Origin of the sequence: Aeromonas popoffii, assembly GCF_037818705.1 — a bacterium.
GTDB lineage: Bacteria > Pseudomonadota > Gammaproteobacteria > Enterobacterales > Aeromonadaceae > Aeromonas > Aeromonas popoffii.
In genome coordinates, this window is record NZ_CP149129.1 from 2,123,048 (window position 1) to 2,144,682 (window position 21,635).

A 21,635-nucleotide genomic window follows, 5' to 3' on the forward strand; every position below is an offset into this window, starting at 1 on the left:
ACGAAAATGGCTCTTTTAACATTGCACGGCGCTTGCTTGTCGTTCAGTGACTTCCCGTTGCTCGACAATGCCGAGCTCAGCATAGAGCGCGGTGAGCGTCTCTGTCTGGTCGGGCGCAACGGGGCAGGCAAGTCCACCCTGATGAAAGTCATCGCCGGCGAACTGCCGCTCGATGATGGCCGCATGGTGCAACAGCAGGATCTGAAGGTCACTCGCCTCGAGCAAGATCCGCCCGCCTCCAGCGATCTGACCGTGTTTGACTACACGGCCGAAGGGCTGGCTGGTGTCGGCGAGCTGCTCAAGCAGTATCACCATATCTCCATGGAGCTGGCCCACGATCCCAGCGATGCCAACATTCGCATCATGAGCGAGCTGCAAGAACAGCTCGATTATCAGAATGGCTGGCAGTTCGAAACCCGTATCAGCCAGGTGCTGACCCTGCTGAACCTCGATCCCGACGCGACCCTGGATAGCCTCTCCGGTGGCTGGTTGCGCAAAGTCGCACTGGCCCGGGCACTGGCCTGTGACCCCGATCTGTTGCTGCTGGATGAGCCGACCAACCACTTGGACATCGAAGCCATCAACTGGCTTGAAGAGTTCCTCAAGGATTTTCGCGGCGCCATCGTCTTCATCTCTCACGATCGGGAGTTTATTCACAAGCTGGCGACCCGGATCATCGATCTGGATCGCGGCGAGATCACCTCCTGGCCTGGCAACTACGATCAGTACCTGCTGGGTAAAGAGGAGTGGCTGCGGGTCGAGGAGCTGAAAAATGCCGAATTCGATCGCAAGCTGGCCCAGGAGGAGGTGTGGGTGCGTCAGGGCATCAAGGCGCGCCGCACGCGCAACGAAGGGCGTGTTCGTGCCCTCGAGGCGATGCGAATGGAGCGTTCCCAGCGTCGCGAGCTGCAGGGCAAGGCCAAGCTGCAAATGGACGATGTGAATCGCTCCGGCAAGCTGGTGTTCGAAACCGAAGGGCTGGGGCTGGACTTTGGCGATCGTACCCTGTTCCAAGGGCTGGATCTGCAAGTGCTGCGCGGCGACAAGATTGCTCTGGTGGGCCCTAACGGTTGCGGCAAATCCACGCTTATCAAGTTACTGCTCGGTCAACTCGACCCCAGCCGTGGCCTGGTCAAGGGCGGCACCAAGCTGGAAGTCGCCTACTTTGACCAGTATCGTGATCAGCTTGATCCCGAGCAGACGGTGATGGAGAACGTGGGGGAGGGCAAGCAGGAAGTGATGGTACGCGGTCGTTCCCGCCACATTCTGGGTTACCTGCAGGACTTCCTGTTTGAACCCAAGCGGGCACGTACCCCGGTGAAAGCCTTGTCAGGAGGCGAAAAAAACCGTTTACTGTTGGCCAAATTGTTCTTGAAGCCCAGTAATTTACTGATCCTTGATGAACCAACCAACGACCTGGATGTCGAAACGCTGGAACTGCTGGAAGAGCTGCTGGCTGACTATCCTGGCACCCTGTTGCTGGTGAGCCACGATCGTCGGTTTATCGACAACACTGTGACCGGCTGCTGGCTGTTTGAAGGGGATGGCCGTATCAGTGATTACGTGGGGGGGTATGCCGACATGATGGCGACCCGTGCCTTGCAAAGCACGCAGCAGGCGGCGAAAGTGGCGCAGGCCAAAACGCCAGAGCCTGCCGCTGTGGCGAGCCAGGCGGTCACAAAAACCAAAAAACTCTCTTACAAGTTGCAGCTGGAGCTGGATAATCTGCCTGCACGACTGGAACAGCTGGAGACGGAGCTTGATGCCCTGCAGGCCGAGGTAAACCATCCCGGTTTCTTCGCCCTGCCGAGCGATCAAACCCAGCTCAAACTGGATGCCCTGAATGCAGCAGAGGCTGCATTGGAACAAGCCTTCTCCCGTTGGGAGGAGTTGGAAGCGTTGAAACATCAGGACTAAGGAAGTAGATGAAAAAGCAATTATCCATGCTGGCCATTCTGGTCAGCGCCAGCCTGCATGCCCAGGCGGCACAAAGCCCCTTTTTCACCATTGTCGACGGGTCTGACAAGGGATATGCCAGCGGGATCAGTGCCGATGGCAACGGGCTCATCGGCATCAACACCAAAAACAACATGGCCGAGCACTTCTCGACCGTGCAGTTTGCCGACTTCCTGGTCGATCGTTTCCGTTTTGAGCAGGGCTGCATGCTCTCCAACTCGGTCTGCAGCGCCTTCTGGAGCGACAACAGCAACTTCGCCTTCCAGTGGCGTCGTGACTTCCTGGATGCTGTCGATCAACGCAGCAACGTGGGTTATGTCGTTCGCAGTGAAGTTGACGGTCTGGTGACTGCACTGGGTGACGTGCCTGGTACTCAGGTCGGTTACAAGATGAATGGCAAGCTGCGCACCGCATTTGCCGTCGTTAATGACGGCAACAGTGTCAACCTCAAGGATGGCGCCAGCAGCCACAGTCTGAGCGTGCCGACCAGCATCAAGAAGCTGGACAATGGCCAGTATCTGGTGACCGGCACCGCGGCCACCGGCAAGAACATCGCCGTCAATTCCGAGCCCTATAACTGGTGCTTCGCCGGCAACGATGGTCAGTATGGTGACTATCGCTACTGTCCGGGTCTCAACACACAGGCCAGTTTCTGGCTGCTCGACAGCGCCGGCACCTTCAACAAGCTGGTCCAGGCCAATGAATATGCCCGTGGTCGCAACGAGGTGGTGCAGACCGCCTCCGCGCTCGCCGTTGGTGAATTCAACGGCAGCCTGTACGGGGTGGGTTACTCCTCTACCGGCGAGATAGGTACCAACTACCTGGATGGCCGCAATCTGGCGGCATACTGGACGCTGGATCTGGATAACAGCAAGGTGGGCACCACCCAAATCATACCGCTGGCCGAAGGCGAGCCGGGCAAGGATGACGCCAAGCTGCAACACAGCTGGGCTGTGGGGGTCAATGACAACGGTTATGTGATTGGCAACCAGCTCTATCGCATCAACAAGGGCCAGAACCGCCCGGTCGAGATGTTCGTGTTCAACTTGAACACCCAACAGACGGCGAGTGTGCCGTTACAAGATCGCCCAATCAGCGGTGCAGGCTCAGAAGCTGCTGCCATCAACAACCACAATATGGTCGTTGGCTGGCGTGATTCTCGTCACCAGACCCAACCTGTGGTCAATGGTACCAACCGCATGCAGGAAGGTTTCCTGCTCAACGCGGCGACCGGCAACAACTGGTATCTGAACGACCTCATCTGTGGTCTGGACGATGCCGGTGCCAAGCAGTGTGCCCAGAACGGCTACTACTATCACATCGTTTATGCCAGCGGCATCAGCACAAATGGTACCGTGGCGGCGACGGCTTATCGCTACAACAGCGAGAGCGATCTCAACAACCGCAGCAATGCTACTGTGGTCAGCGTGAAGCTGGCACCGGTTGTGAAAGATTTCAAAAACGATGAACCTGCCAACTACGTGGTTGCCAATGCGCCGGTCAATAACCAGACTGGCCAGGATGGCGGCAGCGGTGGTGGCAGCCTGTTCTGGTTGACTCTGCTGGCTCTGCCGTTTACCTGGCTGCGTCGTTACCAACGATAAAAAGGCATGTCACTAAAAATTAATGTGGTTCAGTGTCTTGTGTCACAATGACCGGATAGCATGGAATTTTTTGTTTGACCCTGTCCACTCTGTGGGGTAAAGATGAAAGCGACCGATGAAAAATTGGTCGCTTTTTTTGTTCCACGAAGAGGGTCGTAGATGATGAAGAGACAGAAACGGGACCGTCTGGAAAGAGCTCGTGCTCGTGGTTATCAGGCTGGCGTTGTCGGCAAACAGAAAGAAGCATGTCCGTATCAATGTCTGGATGCCAGAGGGCATTGGCTTGGTGGTTGGCGTGACGCCATGGAAGGGCGGGGCTCAGGCCTCTTCATGAAGTAGTAGGTACTTCATCACTCATTACAAAAGGAAAGGGGCCATCGCGGCCCCTTTACGTTATCTCTGTCTTACCACTGGATCAGTTGATCAGAATGCGGTGGTATCTTTAAAAAGGCCCACTTTCAGGTCGGTGGCGCTATAGATGGGGCGGCCATCTACTTCCACCACGCCATCGGCGATCCCCATGACCAACTTGCGGTTAATCACACGCTTGAAGGTGATTTTGTAGGTCACTTTCTTGGCGGTCGGCAGGATCTGGCCAGTGAACTTCACTTCGCCCACACCCAGAGCACGACCTTTACCCGGGCCACCTTTCCAGCCGAGGAAGAAGCCGACCAGTTGCCACATGGCATCCAGCCCCAGGCAGCCAGGCATCACGGGATCACCCGGGAAGTGGCAATCGAAGAACCAGAGGTCCGGCGTAATGTCGAGCTCTGCCAGGATCTCGCCTTTGCCATGCTCGCCACCGTTATCGTTGATCTTGACGATGCGATCCATCATCAACATGTTGGGGGCGGGCAGCTGACTGTTACCCTCACCAAATAATTCGCCACGGCTGCAGGCAAGCAACTCTTCACGGGTAAACGAGTCTTTACCTTGTTCACACAGGGAAAGGCGGGCATCAATGGCGGTATTGTCTAGGGTCACGCTGTTTATCCTTCATATGGGTCAAAGCCGAGCCAATTTAGCGTACACTTGTGCGCTAAACAACTCCGATCACTTCTTTTATTATAAGCCGAACAACCGGCCCAGCAGGCGACGGAGCAAGCCCCCCTTGAACGCCGTGCCATTGAGCTCGTCCAGGCGCTGCTGAATTCGACCGAACAAGGTATCCGGCATATCCGGTTCACCCGCCACGCAGCCGGTCAGCAACTCGATAGCCTCTTCCACATGATCCACTGGATGAATGTGGAACTGACCTGCCTCGACTGCGGCAATCACCTCGTCGGAGAGGTTCAACTGCTGGATGTTGGTGCCCGGTAGAATGATGCCTTGCTTACCGGTGATGCCGTGGATCTTGCATACCCGGAAGAAGCCTTCAATCTTCTCGTTCACACCTCCCACGGCCTGCACATTGCCGAACTGATCGACGGCGCCAGTAACGGCAAAATGCTGATAGATGGGCTGGCGGGCGAGGGCGGAGAGCAGGGCACACAGGCCGGTCAGAGAGGCACTATCACCATCGATTTCGTGGTAGGACTGCTCGAACACCAGATTGGCAGAGAGCGGCGAGGGGGTCTCTGCACCAAACTTGTTGGAGAGATAACCGTGGATGATCATCATCGCCTTCGCGTGGATATGACCAGCCAGCTCCGCTTTTCGTTCGACATCCGCAATGTCGCCATCGCCCAAGTGCACGGTCGCGGTGAGACGTACCGGTTCGCCAAAATCATAAGGGTGGCCCGAGACTTGAATGACGGAGAGGCCATTGATCTGACCAATCTCCTCATCATCGGTTTGCAGCAGGATCTGGCCATCAATGACACCCTGATCAGATTGCTCCACCAAGTAGTTGAGGCGGTAGTCCTGCTCTTCCTGCGCCAACCGGATATGCTCATCGGTCACGGTGTCGGCTTCCATCTCGCGGGCTAGGCTGTCAGCCATGCGCATGATGGCACCAAGCTGGATCTCGGACAGAGAGAGCCACTCCTGATGGTCACACAGGCGGCTGGCATGACGACAGAGGGCGGCGAGGGCCGCCGGGGTGAAGTCCAGCAGAGCCCAGCGTTCACGGATCCAGGCGAGGTATTGCAGGAACTCTGGCAAGTCTTCCTCAATATTGACTTCTGACACCAGATCCGCGCGCAGAAAGATACGCTCGGACATGTCCCTGTCCAACATCTGGAACTCGGATACCTCTAGGCGATCGCCAACCAGGATCAGCTTCAGCCGGATAGGGGTCGCTTCGGGGGTAAAGAAGGGGGTCAGGGTTTTGCCTTCCTGATAGGCGTTCCAGTCCAGTTCGCCTTTCTGGATGGCATTTTTGAGCTTGAACCAGAGGTGGGGCTGATCCAGCAACTCGTCGAGTTGCAAAATAAGGTAGCCACCGTTGGCCTGGCGTAACAGGCCAGGTTCAAGCAGATGCTGGTTGGCATACACTGAGCCTTGCTCTGTCTGATAGTTGATGGAACCAAACAGGGTATCCCAGTTCAGATCCCGGCCATAAATCACAGGGGCTTCCTGCTCTTCATGATGGATCAGCAGGTTGATCAGCACGGGATGCTGGAACTCGAGTCCCTGGGCAACATGAGCCGCCAGATCGGAGAGAAAGTCATCGATCTTGGGGTCGTTGTTCTGCTTGCGCATGATGCGGGTGACCAGGCGCTCGGCATCCAGATGGTGGCTCATCAGCTTGAGCAGCTCGCCAACCATTTCACAAAACTCGACGCCGCTACCGGGCTGCAGACGCAACCAGATTGGTTTGAACGGGTTGTTCAGGTTCTCCGTGTAACAGAGATCGAACAGGTCACCATCCCTGCCATTTGAGGCGGCAATCAGCGTCTGACACACACCTTCATAATCCGCACCGGGGAAGCCGTTGAGCAGCATGACCGGGCAGTCGCCATCAAAACTGGCGAGACGTTTGATGCCAGAAATGGCTCTGGGTTGCAAGGCGGCGAAAGGTATGGGTTCGATCTTGCTGAGGGCAGTGAACTGTTCAATCGAAAAAGCGGGTTTTAGTTGTTCTGATGTTAATTCAGCCACTTAAGACATCCGGTCAGAGATAGGATCAATTGTTGCCATTATACACAGTTCAATTAGTGGGAACAGGAAACAAGATATCGCATTTAACATAATATGCATTATGCGCGGTCAGGCTTGGGGGTAAGGCAAAGGGCCGGTAGGCCCCTTGACTTCTCCTTGTTGCTAGGCCGGTGAATCGCCCCCAGTTCCCTAGACACCTCACAGCCTTAAAATGAGACAACTATTTGGGTGCCTACTTCTTGCCCGGCTCAATTTCAGATGCTCCGGTAACGAAACTGTTGCGGTTGTGGCAAGTCAATCTCCCCTTCGCAGAAGGACACCGGCACATCCAACCCATTGAGCATCAGCAAATTGGCATGCTTGTGTGCCTTCACATCCTGGTGCGTGAGGTTGAATGCACGGTACACCGGGGCTCCCGATTTGATTGCAGAGTGGAACGAACACTTTACCCGCTCCGCAATGTGCACTGTCGCGATCTTCATGGCGATTATGCAGGTTTCCGCAGAGGGCAAGTCGCCTATCGTCCTGGCCCCGCGCAGAGCATCCTGGGCCACTCTCAAGTGTTGGCTGGCCATCAGATCAGGGTCGCTTTACCGTCGATGAACACGAGGCGCTTGCCGTCTTCACGAGGAGCGACACGTGGCAGGATCGTGTTAGTGCCACCGAGGACATATGAACCTTCTTCCATATAGAAATAAGCGTCGGGCGCATCCTTCTTCGGGGTCAAGACACCACCCTTACCGCTACTAATTAAAAAGACACCGTAGTTTCCTTTGTCCAGTGGCATTACCTGCGGAAATTCATTGCCCGTAGCCGGTCGGATGGCCCGCACATAGAGATCAAAGCCCTCGTAAGCCGGATCGAAACAGCTGTAATCCCAAGAGCTAAGCATCGTCGGTTCACAGACATACGCATCCAGACTTGGATTTTCGAAGAAACCGTTCAAGTCTTCGAACTCGTCTGCATCCTTTGCCCTTTTCTGGTAATTCTCCTTCAGAACCCGCAGCGCGGTAGCCGCCGATCTGTAGTCCTCACCTGGCTGTAGTTTGGCTGTAAATACTTTCGCCTTATCAAGCGGATACTGAGCAACCAAACCAGAAATCAAGCCCAAACCCGCACCGAGCGCTCCACCACCGATGGAGCCCAAGCTACCACTCAGGTCATTTGCCAGCAGCAAAGTATTGCTCGTTGAGGTGACAACGGTGTCCAGCCCTTTGCTATAGGAATTGTCTTTCAGCAGATACGGGTAACCCGCGTAACCCGCGACGTTCAACGCCACGCTCTTGCTCTTATCCTGAACGAACGGCTGCCCCAAATCTTTGGGGGTGGAAGAGCACCCTGTTAAAGCTGCAATCGAAAATACAGATGCAACAATAAAATTCCCTTTCATTTTTCTCTCTCAGAGCCGGGCGCACCGGCAAGCTTTAGGTGGGGTCATTTGAATTCGAGGGGATTCTACTGGCAATATTTTCGCGCGATCTAGCCCTGTCTCTATTTTTTCTTACAGAACGTGATGGAGATAGACAATTACGCCTAGGGGTGGGGGGTGAGAGCACACAGACCACCGCGCATAATGCGATTTATATGAAAAATCCCCCGCCAGGCAAACAGACACCTGGCGGAGGACCCCCTGCCTCTGCGGGATTATCGCGGGGGCCAGTTTTCAACATAAATACTGAACATTATGCGCAGTTGTAGTTTGTTGGACAGAACGAGGTGTCAGATGTTGGTTTATCAGGCTGCAGATTCTGGCTATTGGGTTGGCCACTTGGCATGCCATTTAACTTGTTATCTCTCATTTTTGCCTGTTCATTCGTGCAGTCGGTCTAGCGGTTTGTGGTTGGCGCTTTCGTGGCGTTCTCTGTTGCCGGTGTGCAGGTATTTGGAGGTGGTGTCTATGCTGTCATGGCCCGCATCGGCCTGCACATGGGATAGCGGCCGCCCGTTGAGATTGATGTCGTGGGTAATGCCGGTGTGGCGAATGGAATGCGGGGTCAGGTTGCGCATTTCGGCTGAGTCTTGGGCAAAACCGTCTTGCTCAGCCAGGTTAGCGGCAGTCTGGATGACCGTCATGACCAGTTCACGCAGTTGGCGGATCCCGAGATTGGCATTGAGTTCGCCTTGTTCCCGGCCGTGTGCGGCGGCCTTGTGGCGCACAAAGAGCGGTGTCTGTTCATTGGGTGCCGGCAATGGCGACAACCCCAGGAAGATCCGATAGCGCTCGAGGGCCTCCAGCAAGGCATGGGATACCGCCACTGTGCGCCGCTTGCCGCCCTTGCTGCGTGGAATGTAATACCCCCAGACGCCGGTTTTGCCATCGCGGCGAAACTGGCCCATGACCGGTGTGAAGCCTGGTCTGGCGGCCACTTCCGAAATGCGCAGATAACAGGCGTACATCAGGCTTATCAGGAAGCGGCTGCGCTCGTGCTGATCCGGTGATCCGGTTGCCAGTTGGTCGGCGGCCTGCATGACGTAAGACCATTGCAGCTCGCTGAAGGCCTGGCCCTGATCATCGGGCTCCTGCTGGACCGGTCGCTTGACTCGCTGCAGCAGCAGTGCCGGATTTCTGTCCATGTACTCTTCCTGGATCAGAAACTGGAAGAAGGCTGACAGGATGGCGAGCTTGGTTTTCATTGCTTGCTCGCTGAGGCGGTATGGCAGTTCGCGGCCCAGCTCCCGTTTGCCAAGAAACGGTCGCCACAATGGGTTGGGCAGCCGCTCTCCCCACTCCTTGTCGAGAATGAACTGCGCCACGTTGCGGTAGGCAATCAGCTGCTCTGGCGGTGCCTGGCAGTAGTCGAGGTAGCGCATCATGATGCGCCGGGTCAGATCTTTCGGGCTGATAGCCAGCGCGCTGAAACACCAGTGCAGAAATGTCGTCAACTCGCTGCGGTAGGTTTTGTAGTTGTTCTCGTTGTGGCGTTGTTCCAGCAGCCAGTCGACCGCCAGTTCGTAGACGAGCCCCGCATCGGGTACGTTGTTCAGGCTGAGGTTGGCCAGATACTGATTGACTTGGGGATTGCCCGCCTCCAGGTGAGCCAGGCCATCAAACAGCGGCATGGCGGGCGGAAGTAATATAGAGGTCATGGTGGTGCTTGCTTGGTTCATGGGATGGAGGCCGGTAGCCTCGCTCAAAAGTTGATGCCGATAAATGGGGTTATCGGCATCACTGTGTGACGAATAATCAGGACGTGTATGAGGCTGGATCGTCCGTTGCAACCGGTTTGCACCCCATTCTGACGCTATTCAATGGATATGCACCTCTGTTGGAAAATTCTCGGGGTAAATAGCCATAAAAATGATTTTTAATGCTACATATGTGAATGGTTTGCAAGGGCTCCCTTGGGATAAGGTTAACCCAGCATCCCTCCTGCGCCCCTCAGGCCACGCTTTTAAGCGATTTTCCCTTGGGCTTGTCGGCATCGATCTTCTCTGCAGCCTGCTGTGGCTCCTCTTTGGGGCTCCCCTGCCCCTTGCCACCGCGCAGCACGTTTTGCAGTACATCACGCTGTTCGGCCAGGTAGAAGGCCAGGCTCTCCTGCTGTTCCGGTTCGAGAGTGACAGGAGCCCCCGCCAGCAGGGTCATTAACTCATCGGCGGTATCCAGCAGTTTGTCATAGGCATCTGCCTCTTTCTTGCTGGCAAAGGTCATCTTCTCCACTCCCCCACGCACGACAACATATTTGATCTCAACGGCCATAGTGGCGTCCTCCTCATGATAGTGAACACCAGTATATGTATGGATATACAGTATTGCAAATAACCCTGCCCAACGGGCTTTTATCATGGTGGTCGGACCCATTACGCGGCCGTTATCACATTGATGAAAGGGTCATTTGACATCCACTTGACGCAAGTCGGATGATGGGCTCATGACGATAACAAGACAACTGCTCATACTGCTGCTGGTTGAAGTGACGCTCCTCGGGGGCATCGCTCATCTGGTCATTGGTCTCTCTCCCCTGCTCTCCTTGCTGTTTGTGGTGCTGGCGCTATTAGGGTTGCGCTGCCTGGTGGTATTGCTGACCTGGGGTTTCTCCCGTTTCTACCCTGTTCCCGCCATCGGTCTGCGTGCCTGGCTGCACATGGTGATCAGGGAGATGTTCGCCTATCTGCTCACCTTCACCTGGTTGCTGCCGTTTGAGCGGCTGCTGATGGCGCCTGACAGGCTCCGCCCTTCTCCCCTGCCCCTGTTGCTGGTACATGGTTACGGCTGCAGTCGCGGGATCTGGCGGCTGCAGCGTGCCCGCCTGGAAGCTGCTGGCCACGTGGTCGCCACCGTGACCCTGACCCCTCCCTTCGGTCATCTCGATGACATGGTCCCCCTGCTGGCCAGGCGCATCGATGAGGTGCTGGCCGCCACCGGCGCCGCTCAGCTGGTGCTGATTGGCCACAGCATGGGCGGGCTGGTGTGCCGTGATTACCTGGCCCTGGCCGGTGGGGGCAAGGTGGCGCAACTCATCACCTTGGCGACCCCGCATCAGGGCAGCCAGCTGGCTGCCATGGGTCTTGGAGACAACGCACGGGAGATGGAGCCCGGCTCCGGATGGCTGCAGCGTTTCGCCGCAGTGCCGCTATGTGTGCCCGGGATTTCGGTGCGCACCAGTCATGACAACTTTGTGCTGCCCCAGTCCCGTCAGCGCATGGAAGGCATGGAGGACATAGAGATCTCGGCCCTTGGCCATCTCTCCCTCATCTACTCGCGCCGCACCACGGCCCTGCTGCTGACCCTGCTCGCCCGCCCCCAGCTACAAACAAAAAGGGCCTGATTGCTCAGGCCCCGGTTTATTTCACGCTTTCTGATATCAGAAGTGAATGCCCTTGATCAGGGTCGATACTGCCATCTGATCTGCTGAGGCCTTGGACTCGCCGCCCGCTTTCGGATCCGAGAAGGTGCGGAAGCTGGTGTTCATGATCACCTGAGCCACCCGTGGCGCCAGGGCATGGATCACCTGACCAAATACCCCGAGACGGGTGGCCAGCCGCACATGCTTGTTGATGATAGTGTCGCACACCAGATCGGCGGCCTCTTCCGGCGTCATCATGGGCACCTGCTCATACACCTTGGTCGGCGCCACCATGGGGGTTTTCACCAGCGGCATGTTGATGATGGAGAAGTTGACCCCCTTGTCGGCAAACTCGGACGCCGCGGTACGCACCCAGGCATCGAGCGCCGACTTGGACGCCACGTAGGCGGAGAAGCGCGGCGCATTGGTCAGCACCCCGATGGAGGAGATGTTGATAATGTGGCCCTTCTTCTTCTCGATCATGGTGGGCAGCACCCCCATGATCACCTTGAGGGTGCCGAAGTAGTTGAGCTGCATGGTGCGCTCCAGATCGTGGAAGCGCTCGAAAGAGTCCTCGATGGCGCGGCGGATGGAGCGGCCAGCATTGTTGATGAGGATGTCCACCCCGCCATGCTCGGCCACTATCTGCCGGGTGATCGCCTCCCCCTGCGCGAGATCAGCCAGATCCCCCTGATAGACCTGCAGGGTCAAGCCCAGCTCGGCAAACTCGGCCTGGGTCTGCGCAATCTTGTGCTCGTCCCGGGCAATGGTCAGCACGGTTGCTCCCGCCTCGGCCAGCTTTCTTGCGGTGGCCTTGCCGATGCCGGAGGTGGCGCCGGTGATGAGCACCACCTTGCCCTCGACTCGGCCACGCAGGGTGCGATCGATGAACAGCTCGGGGTCGAGGTGACGTTCCCAGTAATCCCACAGCCGCCAGGCATAGCTGTGCAGTGGGGGCACTTCGATACCGGTCCCTTTCAACACCCGCTGGGCTTCGCGGTTGTCAAAGCGGGTGGGATAGTTGATGAGCCGGAAGATATCCTTGGGCAGACCGAGATCGGCGATCGCCGCATCGCGAATACGCCGCACCGGCGTCAGCGCCATCAGCATGGTCATCAGATGGCGGGGAATGAAGCTGAACAGGGCCGCATTGATGCGAATGGCGGGCTCGGGTGCATGGGCTGCGCGGGCGAAGGTGCTCAGCATGTCGCCAACTCGCATCGGATGGGAGTCAGTCAGGTGGAACGCCTTGTTGTCCTCTCCCTCCTGGTGGGCGATGTGATCGATGGCATCCACCACGAAGTTGACCGGCACCAAGTTGATGCGTCCTCCTTCGACCCCGATGGCGGGCATCCAGGGCGGCAGCATGCGGCGTAGCTTCTGGATGGTCTTGAAGAAGTAATAGGGGCCATCCACCTTGTCCATCTCGCCAGTATTGGCATCCCCCACCACTATACCGGGCCGGTAGATGCGCCAGGGGATGGTGCTCTCCTTGCGCACTATGCCCTCGGCCTCGTGCTTGGTCTGGAAATAGGGCATGTCGAGGTGCTCGGCCTCATCGAACATGTCTTCCCTAAACAGGCCGTCGAACAGGCCTGCCACCGCGATAGAGCTGCAATGATGGAAGCAGCGGGCGCCGAGTCGCTCGGCCAGTTGCAAGGCCTGACGGGTGCCCTCGGCATTGACCTGCTGCTGAATGCCCGCCTTGGCGTTGAGATCATAGATGGCGGCGAGATGGAGGAAGTGATCGATCTGGCCGATGAGCGGCTCCTGCTCGGCCACGCTCACGCCGAGTTGCGGATGGGTCATGTCCCCGACGACCGGAATGGCGCGCTGCGCGTCGACGCCCCAGTAGTCCAGCAGAGCGGGTATCCGCTCAAGATGGGCTGCGCGCATCAAAAAGTGCACACGGCTATTCGGGCGCTGCAGCAATTTTTTAATCAGCCGGCGGCCGATAAAACCGCTGCCCCCCGTGATGAAATAGTCCATGGTATTTATTTCCCTTACTGATTGGGCTGTTAGTTGTCGTTAGATATATCACGCTTCAAATGGAAATGTTCATTTGAACATCATCTTCGTGACCCAGACCAAAAATACCACGACTGGCTGTTCCGTTATTAGGTAGAACCCTCTATTTTTTCGCCATAAACTGAGGATGAAAGCTCAGTAATGCCACAACGAATGTACCAAGGTTGTCGTCATTACCTATATCTCACTCACCAGTAAGGAAACAATCATGGCCAAGAAATTGAAAGCGCTGGCAAGCTCGGTGACCGACAACCAGCTCACCTCAACCATCAAGGAATCCACCCAGCAGATCTGGCTGGCGGGCTTGGGCGCCTACGCCAAGGCGCAAGAGGAAGGGGGCAAGATCTTCGAAGCCCTGGTACAGGAAGGCGAGGCATTGCAGACCCGTACTCGTCAGAGCGCAGACGAGAAGATCGCTGCCATGACGGACAAGACCACAGGCACCTGGGGCCGTTTGGAGCAGGTGTTCGAAGATCGTGTGGCCCGTGCCGTCGCCAGCCTTGGCATCCCGACCCGCAAGGATATCGACAAGCTCTCCAAGCGCATGGCCGAGCTGACCGAGGTGGTGCAACAACTCATCGATTCGCAGGATGAAGAGGACGTGCCAGCCGCGGAGCCCAAACCGGCTGCTGCTGCGGCCAAGAAACCCGTCGTCAAGAAAGCTCCGGTGCAGAAAGCAGCCGCAGCGCCCATCGCCAAGGTGAAAGAAGAGGTCAAGGCATTGGCGACTGAGGTCAAGAACGTAGTGGAAGAGGTCAAGGAGAAAGGCGAGACAGCCCTCTTCTAATCTGCCTGGCAACGCCTGATTGGCCTTGCATCATAACCCACCGGCCCATGCCCTCTTGCTGGGCCGGTTTTGCTTGAGAAGGGAGGCCATGTCATGAGCACGATTGCGATTGCCCTCGCCGGAGGGGGCCCTCTGGGAGGGATTTACGAGATCGGAGCCTGCGCCGCTCTGGCCGACAGCATCAAGGGACTGCGTTTCGAGCAGGCTGACATCTATGTGGGGGTCAGCTCGGGGGCCGTGATCGCCTCGGCGTTGGCCAATGGCATCTCCCCCGACAAGCTGGTGCGGATCCTGCTCAGCGACGACAGCGGCGAATTTTTTGATCCCTCCACCCTGCTGCGTCCCGCCTTCGGAGAATACGCGAAGCGGATCTCCTCCTTGCCGCCACTGGCCTGGGCATGTCTGGCCGATTACCTCTCAGCCCCCTGGCACAAGAGCCTGCTTGGCTCCTTGCAGGGCTTGTCCAAGGCGATCCCGACCGGTTTGTTCGACAGTCGCGGGGTGGACCGGATCCTGACCCAGTTCTTCTCTCGCCGGGGTCGCAGCAACGATTTTCGTGAACTCAAGAGCCGTCTGTTTGTCATCGCCACCGAGCTCGATACTGGCCATGCGGTCGCCTTTGGCAGCCCTGGGCTGGATCAGGTGCCCATTTCGGCGGCAGTGCAGGCTTCTGCCGCCCTGCCCGGTCTGTTTCCGCCGTCGCTGATCAATGGCCGCTACTACGTGGACGGGGCCCTCATCAAGACGCTGCACGCCTCGGTGGCACTGCAGGAAGGGGCCGATCTGGTGTTCTGCATCAACCCGCTGGTACCGTTTGATGCTGGCATGGCGAGTGAATACCCTGCCAGTCTGGTGGAGAGTGGCTTGCCGGTGGTGCTGGCCCAGACCTTTCGCGCCATCATCCATTCGCGCATGCACGTGGGGATGGATCGTTACAAGCACCAGTATCCACAGGCCGATGCCTTGCTGTTTGAGCCCTCCCCGGCCGATGGCGAGATGTTCTTTACCAATGTGTTCAGTTACCGGGATCGGCGCCATCTGTGCGAGCACGCCTTCCAGCATACCCGTCAGGATCTGTGGCAGCGGCGGGCCGAGCTCGGCCCCATTCTCGCCAAACATGGCCTCGAGTTGGATCTCGGGGCGCTGGCCGATGAGCAGCGCTCCCTGCTGACTCCGGGCACCGGCTCTGTGGCGGCGCTGGATATCTCACTGACCCGGTTGCAACACTGGCTGACCCGCCGCTATGGCGGCAAGGGTCGTCGCCATTTGAAGGAGTAGCATGGACAGCAAACCAAAGCGGCGGACGCGGGAGCGGATCCTGGCCACCGCCCTTGCCCAGTTCAACATGCTGGGCGAGCCGACCGTCACCACCTCCGCCATCGCGGCCGAGCTGGAGATGAGTCCGGGCAATCTCTATTACCACTTTCATCACAAGGAAGAGATAGTCAACGCCCTGTTCGGCGAGTTCGAACAGGAAATGGCCCATCTGCTCGACACAGTCACCCCCCCGCTGGACGAGACGGAAGACATCTGGTTCTTTTTGCACCTGATGTTCGAACTCATCTGGAAGTACCGCTTCTTCTATTACGACATCAGCACCCTGATGAGCGGCAATCACAAGGTGGAGCTGCGCTTCTCGGCCCTGCTACGGCGCAAGGAACAGACCGCCGCCGCCATCTGCCACAGCCTGGCCGGCAGTGGCTTGCTGCTGGGCAGCGACGCCCAGATCGGTGCCTTGGCGGCCAATATCGCGCTGGTGGGCACGTTCTGGATCTCCTATCAGCGGGCGTTGCACCCGCGTGCCGATGCTGACATTGCCCTCGGGGTGTTTCAGGTGATGCAGCTGGTGGCCCCTCGCCTGCGGCCCAATGCCCGTGCCCATCTGGATGCTATCGCCATTCATTACCGCCCGTCTCTTGCGACGAGCGAACAGGATTCCGATTTTTAACAGGGAGAACAACATGACCACTTCACAACCCAAATTGTCCGATTTCACCCCGTTCCCCTGGCCGGAAGCGGCCTATGACTATGCGGGGGCCGGTCTCAAGCAACATTGGGCCCGCCTGCATCAGGGGGATGCCGAGCCCTGGCCTGCCGACAAACAGGTGCAGGCGGCTTGGCGTGCCTACCATGCCGGCGACTTTGGTCAGGCGGTGACGCTGGGACTGGAGGCCGGTGACGCTGGCCTCAACGTGGTGAACAAGGCGCTGGTGATCCATGCCAGCTACCTGCTGGAGGACAAGTATGCCAAGCGGGAGGCGTTCGAACTGGCGGCCAGCAACGCCGAAAGACTGCAAAAGCGCCAGCCCGATAATGCCAACGCCTGGTATTTTCACGCCCTCGCGCTGGGTCGTTACAGCCAGGTAATCTCTGTCTCCAAGGCACTCTCGCTCGGCATAGGCGACAAGATCAAGACCAGTCTGGACAAGGCGCTGGCGCTGGCGCCCGACCATGCGGAAGCGCACATCGCCTTCGGCGCCTGGCATGCGGAGATCATCGACAAACTGGGTGCCATGATAGGCAGCATCACCTATGGCGCCAAGAAGGAGGAGGCCGATCGTCACTTCAAGGCGGCGCTGGCCATCATCCCCCACTCCGCCATCGCTCGCATGGAGTACGCCAATGCCATGGTGATGATGCATGGCAAGAGCAAGATGGCGGCCGCCGAGGCGCTCTACGGCGAGGCGGCCGAGTGCGCGCCGGTGGATGCCATGGAGCGGCTCGATGTGGAAGCCGCCCGTGAGGAGCTGGAGGACGAATAGTACGGCGGTGCTGCGCAATGAAAGAGGCCAACCCCAGGGTTGGCCTCTTTGTTTCATGTCGGGTGGCGTGCCAGAGAGGCTCAGCCGTGCAGCAGCTGATCCAGCATCTCGGGATCGTAGAGCAGATCCGGCTCCATCAGCACCAGCAACAGCAGCTGTTCGAACTCCACGGCGAAGCGCAGGGCAATGAGCTCAGGGTCCGGCACCCGCTTCTTGTCGGTGATGAGGCCGAGCTGCACCTTGTTGTCATAGGAGAGGATAGAGACGCCGACGCCAATGTCACCGGCCTGAGGCACCCAGAACAGGGGCTGGCGCAGGCGGGCACCGGCCAGATAGAGGGTCTGCTGGGGGCCGGGCACATTAGTGATGACGGCGCTGGCCTTGGCCGACAGAATGTCGATGGCTTGTTGCTGCACCGCTCTGGGGGCCATGCCCATCACCTCCAGCAGATTCAGCACCACCGCCGGTTGCAGGGAGGATTTCAGCGCCTGCATCCGATCCCGCACCGCATGAAGCCGCTGCAGCGGGTGCGCTATGTCGATGGGCAAGTCCAGGGCCACCAGCCCGAAGCGGTTGCCAAGGGCCCCCTTGTCGTCGGGCGCGCGCATATTGACGGGCACCAGCGTGCGGATCTCGATGTCATCGACCTCGTCCCCCTGTGCCAGCAGATAGTGGCGAAATGCCCCGGCGGTGGCGGCGATCAGCAGATCGTTGACCGAACAGCCGAGCACCCGCCCTACCGCTTTTACGTCCGGTAGCGGGATCTGTTCAGACCAGGCCACCCGTTTGGCGCTGCCTGTCTCCCCCTTCAGCCGGGACTTGGCATCGTCGGAGAGGGTGGCGATGGTGTAGAGCTCGGCGGTCACATCCCGGCCTGTCTTGAGGTAATCCATTGCCTTGGTGGGATGGGTCAGTACCTCGACATATTTGGACCAGAGGGTACCGGTCAGCTTGAGCCCGGCCCGCAGCAGACGGCTGCCTTGATGGGCGTCCTGCTCGTCGTCATCATGCTCGCCGGTAATCGGATCGGGTTGCGGACGTGGCGCCGGGGTCGGGCTGTCATCCATCATGGTAAGCAGGGCGCGCACCAGGGAGAAGCCGTCTCCCATGGCGTGATGAAAACGCACCACCAGCGCCTGCCCACCGAGGGAGGTGTCCACCAGGTGCATCTCCCACAGGGGGCGCTGGTGGTTGAGCGGGGTGGAGGCAAAATCGGCCACCAGCCGCTCCAGCTCCTCCTTGCCAGCTTTGCCCGGCAGGATCACCCGCTTGAGATGCTGGTCAAGATCAAAATCGGGATCGTCGCGCCAGTAGTACTCTCCCCCCTCCAGGCTGGCTTTTTGGTGAAAACGGGGTTGCACGCTCAGAGTGTACAGAAGGCTGGCACGCAGCTGGGCTTCATCCAACTGACCATCAAACATCAGCACGCCGACGATCTGCATCAGATTGTTGGGCCTGTCCATCCGCAGCCAGGCGGTATCGACACAGGAGATAAGTTCACAGGGTGACATGGTATTTTCCCTACCGTTTCGCTTATTTGTCCGCGGCCTTCTCATGAAAACCACATTATCGATGGCGAACAAACAGGAGTCCTATATGTTGGTGCCAATACGCTTCGATTAATTCTTTCTGTCTGGACAGAACGACACGTAGCGCCGTGAATATTTTATCGCAGAACAAATAATCAGCCCGTGCATACCCTCCCGATTTATTGTTATCCGGAGGGTATGTATCGTTCAATTAATATACAAATGTGCTAATTCGCAGCTATTGTCGGCGACGGTATTAAGTGAATATTTGAATTCTTGCCCCGGGTTATCCCTGACAGGGACAAGGCAGGCGATGATCGACATATTCGAGGATTTCCTGCTCCAGCACGCTGCGTACCGGCAGCAGCATCAGGCCGAGACGCACCTCCAGCTGCAGGCTGTTGTCGGTCAGGCAGAGAAAGCCATTGACCCCGGCGCCGCGAAACATCAGCCGGGTCTCCTCTTCATCTTCCCACTCACAGTCGAGTTCGTACTCTTCGCTCATGTCCTGCGCGATGGCTTCGGCGGCGAGCCGTACCCCCGCTAATCCCAAGGGATGCTGGCGGTTGACCTTGATGGTCGACAGGCTGCTGCCGACAAGGGGATCGTATAGAAACATGCTAACTCTCTGAGCGGTGACAACATTTACTGATATTAAACACATGAATCAAACAAGTGAAAGCCATTTGCAACATAATTGGGACTCACTTAACAAAGACGGTTGAGTAAATGCTCCATGCTTTTCTCCTCATTCCCGCTCGCGTTACACTAACAGGCAAAGGCGTACCTGAGTGGCAGCCCCGCTTCCCCTTCAGGGTTCATGCCCTCGTTTTATCTAGCCGCCAGGCCATTCGGTGCAGGTCACCAGAGAGCAGCATATGACCCAAGAGACACACATAGCCGATGACCCGCAAGCCGACGAGAGTACCCTGGGGCGGCTCTATCGCCAGCTCAACCGGGTTGCTTCCCTGCGTGAACAGATGCGCACCCACCCGGAAGATCAACAAGACAGGGACAGCTTGCGCCAGTGGCAGGCGGATCGGTTGGGCCGCACCCACGGCGATCTGCTGCAGAGCAAACGCTATGGCCCGGCTGCCGCGTTTTTCCTGACGGATCTCTATGGTCCTGGCGATTGTGCCCGCCGCGATGCGGACGTGATGCGGGTGATGCCCACCGCCGAGCGATTCCTGCCGGAGTCCGGGCTCAAGGTGCTGGCGCAGGCGATCGAACTCGATGCCCTCTCCGAGGAGCTCGACTACCTGATGGTGGTGGCGCTGCGTCGCAGTGGCGCCATCCATCGGCTGACGGCAGAGGCGTATGCCCTCGCCTATCGGGAGGTGGGTGAACCCGAGCGGCGCGCCCATCAGATAACCCTGGTCACCGAACTGGGGCTCACCCTGGACAGGCTGGCCCGCAAGCCTTTCCTTGGCACCACCCTCAAACTGATGTCGGGACCGGCCCATCTGGCAGGCCTTGGCGAGCTCTTCTCGTTTGTCGACCGAGGCTATCGGGTCTGCCATCAGATGGGGAAAGCCAACGAGTTTCTGGACACCATCGCCAGCCGGGAAAGCGCCATCATGGCGGCGTTGTTTGATGGGGATGCCAGCGTGCTGGATTGACAGGTGGTGCTGGATACTGCAATAAAAAAGCGGGTCCGTGTGGCCCGCTTCTGTTACTGGGGGAAACCCGCGGATCAGATCACCAGCAGATCCATGAAGGCGTGGACCGGCGTGCCGGCCAGCCGCTGGCCATCCTGGCAGAGGGCGAGGATATCCTGTACCCGCTTGGCCGGGAAACGGGTGGCCAGGTTATGCTGGAATTTTTCTACCAACAGCGGGATCCCCTCCTCCCGACGGCGACGATGGCCGACCGGGTACTCCACCTCTACCTTAGGAGTGTGAGTCCCGTCCTTGAAGAAGATCTGGATGGCGTTGGCAATGGATCGCTTGTCCGCCTCCAGATATTCGCGGCTGTAGCGCTTGTCCTCCTGCACCACCATCTTGCCGCGCAGCGCATCGATGCGGGGATCGGCAGCGATGCCATCTTCGTAATCCTCGGCGATAAGGCGACCAAAAATCAGCGGCACTGCCACCATGTACTGCAGGCAGTGATCCCGATCGGCCGGGTTGTTGAGTGCCCCCACCTTGCTGATGATGCGAATGGCCGATTCATGGGTGGTGAGTTCGATGCGGTCGATCTCGTCCAGCCGCCCTTTCACCTGACCGTGCAGCTTCATGGCGCACTCCACCGCGGTCTGGGCGTGGAACTCGGCGGGATAGGCGATCTTGAACAGCACGTTCTCCATCACATAGCTGCCGTAGCCCTGATGCAAGGCGAACTGGTTGCCCTTGAACAGCACGTCGTAGAAGCCCCACTTGGGGGCGCTCAATACGCCGGGATAGCCCATCTCGCCGCTCATGGTGATCAACGCCAGACGCACCGCGCGGGAAGTGGCATCCCCCGCCGCCCAGCTCTTGCGAGAACCCGCGTTGGGCGCGTGGCGGTAGGTACGCAGGCTCTGGCCATCGACCCAGGCTTGGGAGACCGCATCGATCACCTGATCCCGACTCCCTCCCAGCATATGGGTCACCACGGCGGTGCTGGCGACTTTGACCAGCACCACGTGATCGAGGCCAACCCGATTAAAGGAGTTTTCGAGCGCCAGCACCCCTTGAATTTCGTGAGCCTTGACCATGGCCGTCAGCACATCGGCCATGGTCAGCGGCGCCTTGCCCTCTGCCACGCGGGTGCGCGACAGCCAGTCGGCGGTCGCCAGAATACCCCCCAGGTTGTCGGAAGGATGGCCCCATTCGGCGGCAAGCCAGGTGTCGTTGTAATCGAGCCAGCGGATGATGGCGCCGATGTCCCAGGCCGCCTTGACCGGATCGAGACAAAGCTGGGTTCCGGGCACCCGGGCACCAAAGGGCACAGTGGTACCCGCGACTATGGGGCCCAGGTGCTTGGTGCATTCGGGAAAACGCAGCGCCAGCAGACCGCAGCCCAGGGTGTCCATCAGGCAGTAGCGGGCGGTATCGAGGGCCGCCTGGCTGGTGATGGGATGGTTGCAGACATAATCGGCAATATCGACCAGCACCTGATCGGGCTCGGGTCTGTGGTTAACGTCGACGTTGGCGGACATC

The 21,635-nt window shown here is 58.3% G+C and carries 18 protein-coding genes; 9 read left to right on the plus strand and 9 right to left on the minus strand.

Annotated elements, in window-relative coordinates:
• Window positions 1–6 precede the first annotated feature (6 nt).
• The 3 genes from WJM78_RS09725 (at window position 7) to rmf (ending at window position 3,899) form a co-directional block, all read left to right on the plus strand.
• The gene (locus WJM78_RS09725; protein ID WP_339015377.1) at window positions 7–1,917 is read left to right on the plus strand and encodes an ATP-binding cassette ATPase Uup; all 1,911 of its coding nucleotides are present in this window, start codon (window positions 7–9) and stop codon (window positions 1,915–1,917) included.
• 8 nt (window positions 1,918–1,925) lie between these two features.
• A complete protein-coding gene (locus WJM78_RS09730) occupies window positions 1,926–3,560 on the plus strand; it encodes a DUF3466 family protein (RefSeq protein ID WP_339015379.1) in 1,635 nt (544 codons plus the stop codon).
• A 159-nt stretch (window positions 3,561–3,719) separates the two neighbouring features.
• Complete coding sequence (gene rmf, locus WJM78_RS09735; RefSeq protein ID WP_005315693.1) at window positions 3,720–3,899, plus strand: ribosome modulation factor; 180 nt, start codon at window positions 3,720–3,722, stop codon at window positions 3,897–3,899.
• An 84-nt stretch (window positions 3,900–3,983) separates the two neighbouring features.
• Here the strand turns inward: rmf and fabA are convergent, their stop codons facing one another.
• The 5 genes from fabA to WJM78_RS09760 all read right to left on the minus strand — a co-directional run bounded on the left by fabA (window position 3,984) and on the right by WJM78_RS09760 (window position 10,302).
• Window positions 3,984–4,544 carry a 3-hydroxyacyl-[acyl-carrier-protein] dehydratase FabA gene (gene fabA / locus WJM78_RS09740; RefSeq protein ID WP_042037785.1) on the minus strand — a complete coding sequence of 187 codons (561 nt, stop codon included), beginning with the start codon at window positions 4,542–4,544 and terminating at the stop codon, window positions 3,984–3,986.
• Window positions 4,545–4,625: 81 nt separating this feature from the next.
• A complete protein-coding gene (locus WJM78_RS09745; protein WP_042037784.1) occupies window positions 4,626–6,602 on the minus strand; it encodes a Lon protease family protein in 1,977 nt (658 codons plus the stop codon).
• Window positions 6,603–7,176: 574 nt separating this feature from the next.
• Window positions 7,177–7,992, minus strand: a complete 816-nt coding sequence (locus tag WJM78_RS09750) for a hypothetical protein (protein WP_339015382.1) — start codon at window positions 7,990–7,992, stop codon at window positions 7,177–7,179.
• Window positions 7,993–8,411: 419 nt separating this feature from the next.
• Window positions 8,412–9,689 (minus strand): site-specific integrase, encoded by a 1,278-nt coding sequence (locus tag WJM78_RS09755; RefSeq protein ID WP_339015384.1) that lies wholly within the window; start codon window positions 9,687–9,689, stop codon window positions 8,412–8,414.
• 292 nt (window positions 9,690–9,981) lie between these two features.
• The gene (locus WJM78_RS09760; protein ID WP_042037781.1) at window positions 9,982–10,302 is read right to left on the minus strand and encodes a YebG family protein; all 321 of its coding nucleotides are present in this window, start codon (window positions 10,300–10,302) and stop codon (window positions 9,982–9,984) included.
• Between the two features lie 172 nt (window positions 10,303–10,474).
• On the opposite strand from WJM78_RS09760, the gene WJM78_RS09765 reads away from it, so the two are divergent.
• Window positions 10,475–11,371, plus strand: a complete 897-nt coding sequence (locus tag WJM78_RS09765) for an esterase/lipase family protein (protein ID WP_339015387.1) — start codon at window positions 10,475–10,477, stop codon at window positions 11,369–11,371.
• Window positions 11,372–11,407: 36 nt separating this feature from the next.
• Here WJM78_RS09765 and WJM78_RS09770 read toward each other — a convergent pair whose 3' ends face one another.
• Complete coding sequence (locus WJM78_RS09770) at window positions 11,408–13,378, minus strand: SDR family oxidoreductase (protein ID WP_042037779.1); 1,971 nt, start codon at window positions 13,376–13,378, stop codon at window positions 11,408–11,410.
• Between the two features lie 247 nt (window positions 13,379–13,625).
• Between WJM78_RS09770 and WJM78_RS09775 the strand changes: the two genes are divergently transcribed.
• From WJM78_RS09775 to WJM78_RS09790, 4 genes are all read left to right on the plus strand, one after another.
• Entirely contained in the window at window positions 13,626–14,204 is a 579-nt protein-coding gene (locus WJM78_RS09775) for a phasin family protein (RefSeq protein WP_275930393.1), read from the plus strand.
• 93 nt (window positions 14,205–14,297) lie between these two features.
• A complete protein-coding gene (locus tag WJM78_RS09780; RefSeq protein ID WP_339015389.1) occupies window positions 14,298–15,482 on the plus strand; it encodes a patatin-like phospholipase family protein in 1,185 nt (394 codons plus the stop codon).
• A 1-nt stretch (window position 15,483) separates the two neighbouring features.
• Window positions 15,484–16,152 (plus strand): TetR/AcrR family transcriptional regulator, encoded by a 669-nt coding sequence (locus tag WJM78_RS09785; protein ID WP_339015391.1) that lies wholly within the window; start codon window positions 15,484–15,486, stop codon window positions 16,150–16,152.
• 13 nt (window positions 16,153–16,165) lie between these two features.
• On the plus strand, window positions 16,166–16,966 hold the full coding sequence (locus WJM78_RS09790) for a hypothetical protein (RefSeq protein WP_108536816.1): 801 nt from the start codon (window positions 16,166–16,168) through the stop codon (window positions 16,964–16,966).
• A gap of 80 nt (window positions 16,967–17,046) precedes the next feature.
• Here the strand turns inward: WJM78_RS09790 and WJM78_RS09795 are convergent, their stop codons facing one another.
• Both WJM78_RS09795 and WJM78_RS09800 read right to left on the minus strand, forming a co-directional pair.
• Window positions 17,047–18,477 (minus strand): wax ester/triacylglycerol synthase family O-acyltransferase, encoded by a 1,431-nt coding sequence (locus WJM78_RS09795; protein WP_339015393.1) that lies wholly within the window; start codon window positions 18,475–18,477, stop codon window positions 17,047–17,049.
• 304 nt (window positions 18,478–18,781) lie between these two features.
• Window positions 18,782–19,159: a polyhydroxyalkanoic acid system family protein gene (locus tag WJM78_RS09800; protein WP_108535639.1), complete on the minus strand. Its 378-nt coding sequence runs from the start codon at window positions 19,157–19,159 to the stop codon at window positions 18,782–18,784.
• A gap of 214 nt (window positions 19,160–19,373) precedes the next feature.
• Here WJM78_RS09800 and WJM78_RS09805 point away from each other — a divergent pair, with 214 nt between their 5' ends.
• Window positions 19,374–20,114, plus strand: coding sequence for an FFLEELY motif protein (locus WJM78_RS09805; protein ID WP_339015396.1), 741 nt, complete (start codon window positions 19,374–19,376; stop codon window positions 20,112–20,114).
• A 74-nt stretch (window positions 20,115–20,188) separates the two neighbouring features.
• Here WJM78_RS09805 and WJM78_RS09810 read toward each other — a convergent pair whose 3' ends face one another.
• Entirely contained in the window at window positions 20,189–21,634 is a 1,446-nt protein-coding gene (locus tag WJM78_RS09810; RefSeq protein ID WP_339015398.1) for a bifunctional 2-methylcitrate dehydratase/aconitate hydratase, read from the minus strand.
• Window position 21,635 lies beyond the last annotated feature (1 nt).